The 1,752-nt window shown below is 74.4% G+C and carries 1 protein-coding gene; it reads right to left on the bottom strand.

Features of this window, described 5'->3' with window-relative positions; all coding sequences use genetic code 11:
• Nucleotides 1–73 precede the first annotated feature (73 nt).
• Nucleotides 74–1,752: arabinofuranosyltransferase AftB family protein (locus tag AOK17_RS46760; RefSeq protein WP_157881555.1), on the bottom strand; the 1,679-nt coding region annotated here is incomplete at its 5' end.

Raw genomic sequence — 1,752 nt, 5'->3', positions numbered from 1 at the left:
TTTTGGGGGCGCGGGGAACGGCGCAACCCTTTGGCTTTTAGGGGCGCGAGGAACCGCGCACCCCAGCCCCCACTCACCCGCACAGTTCCCTCTCCGCCCGCACCGGGTCGTTCGGAAAGCGGAACGCAGTCCGCCCCCACGCCCCGGCCGCGTTCCGCAGAAATCGACCCGGCGTCAGCACCCCCCGAGTAGCCGAGTTCAACTCGGCAAGCGCACCACACCGCAGGGCACGCCGAGCGGCGGCAACCTGCACAGGATCGGCCCAGCCGGGCGCAGCCCCCGGCGCACCCCGGTCGGCCGCGAGCCACGCCGCCGGCAGCCGCTTGTCGTGGCCGACCCGCCCGCCCCCGACCCGCTCGGAGTGCGCGGCCAGCGGATACGCCAGCCCGATCGGATCGAGCGCGGCCCCGTCCAGCGGCACGAGGGACCCGTTGAGCCCCAGCACCACATAGCTGGCCGTCATGGAAGGAGCGCCAGGACCCACCGGCGCCGCCACCCGCCCCTCCTTGCCGAACAGCAGCGCCGGCGCCCCGGAGTACCGCGCCGCCCACACCTTCCGCGCGTACTCCATGTGATGCGGGGCCCCCACGAAGGTGTGCCGCACCGGATGCGGATCGGCGTTGTGGCGGACGTACACCCCGCGCTCGTCCGCGATCCCCGCCGGACCGATCTGCCCCCCGTACGGAATCCTCAGCCACCCCGCGCAGACCACCGCCCACAGGCCGACCCCGACCGCCGCCAGCGCGCCCACCCGCGTCAGGGGCACCACGAAGACGGGCAACAGCATCAGCAGGAGCCCCGGCAGCAGCATCCGCCCGTGCATGAAGTCACCGCCGACCTTGATGACGTACAGCCAGCACAGCAGTCCCGCGACGACGGGCGCGAGCACGGGAACGAGCCGCGCGACCCCGCGTTCGGCGAGCCCGCCGCGCGCGGGCAGCACCGCCGCCGCCACGAACAGCGCGGGCACCCACAGCAGATAGGGATGCGCGAAGTCCCCGAGATAGCCGAAGCCCCGCCCCCACAGACTCTGAGAGGCCTCCTTCGTCACGGCGGGCAGCGGCACCAGATGCCCGTAGTACCCGGCCCGGAACACCTCGTACGCGGCCGGTAGCGCGCCCGCCGCCCCCGCACCCGCGAGCGTGCCCCGCCACGACGGCCGCACGAGCAGCCACTGCGCGCCGAGGAAGACGACCGACACGAGCCCCAGGTCGGGCCGGACGAGCGGCCCGAGCCCGATGACCGCCGAGGTCAGGAGGGAGGAGGGCCGCGTGATCAGCATCAGCCACGCGCCCGCGATCCAGCACGTCGCGAGCCCCGTCTCAAGACCCGAGGTGGCGAAGTCCCACACGGGCGGCAGCCCCAGCAGCACCAGCGACCCCAGCGGCACGGCCGCCCGCCCGCCGTACGTCCGCAGCGCCCCGAGTCCCGCGAGCGCGAAGCCGGCCGCGGTCAGCAGCAGCCCCCCGAGCACCGCCGCCGACACCGGATCCGCGCCCACTGTCCCGGCCGCCACCAGCAGCCACTGCCACAGCGTCCCGGTCGACGACTCGACCCGCTCACCCGCGTTGAACACGGGCCCGTTGCCCGCAAGTACCTGCCGCACGGTCCGTACGTAGATGTAGGCGTCGTCGGACATCCACCGCCGCTGGAATCCGGCGTACGCCACGACGAGCGCGGGCCCGAGCCACACCGCCACCCGGGCCCGGTCCGCCCACACCGCCCGCCGCCCCGCCCCGGACGGCAGTGACA

Source organism: Streptomyces phaeochromogenes (genome assembly GCF_001418655.1).
In the GTDB taxonomy this organism is placed as follows: Bacteria; Actinomycetota; Actinomycetes; order Streptomycetales; family Streptomycetaceae; genus Streptomyces; species Streptomyces phaeochromogenes.
The sequence above is the reverse complement of the archived record's forward strand: the minus strand, read 5'-3'. Positions and strand labels throughout refer to the sequence as shown.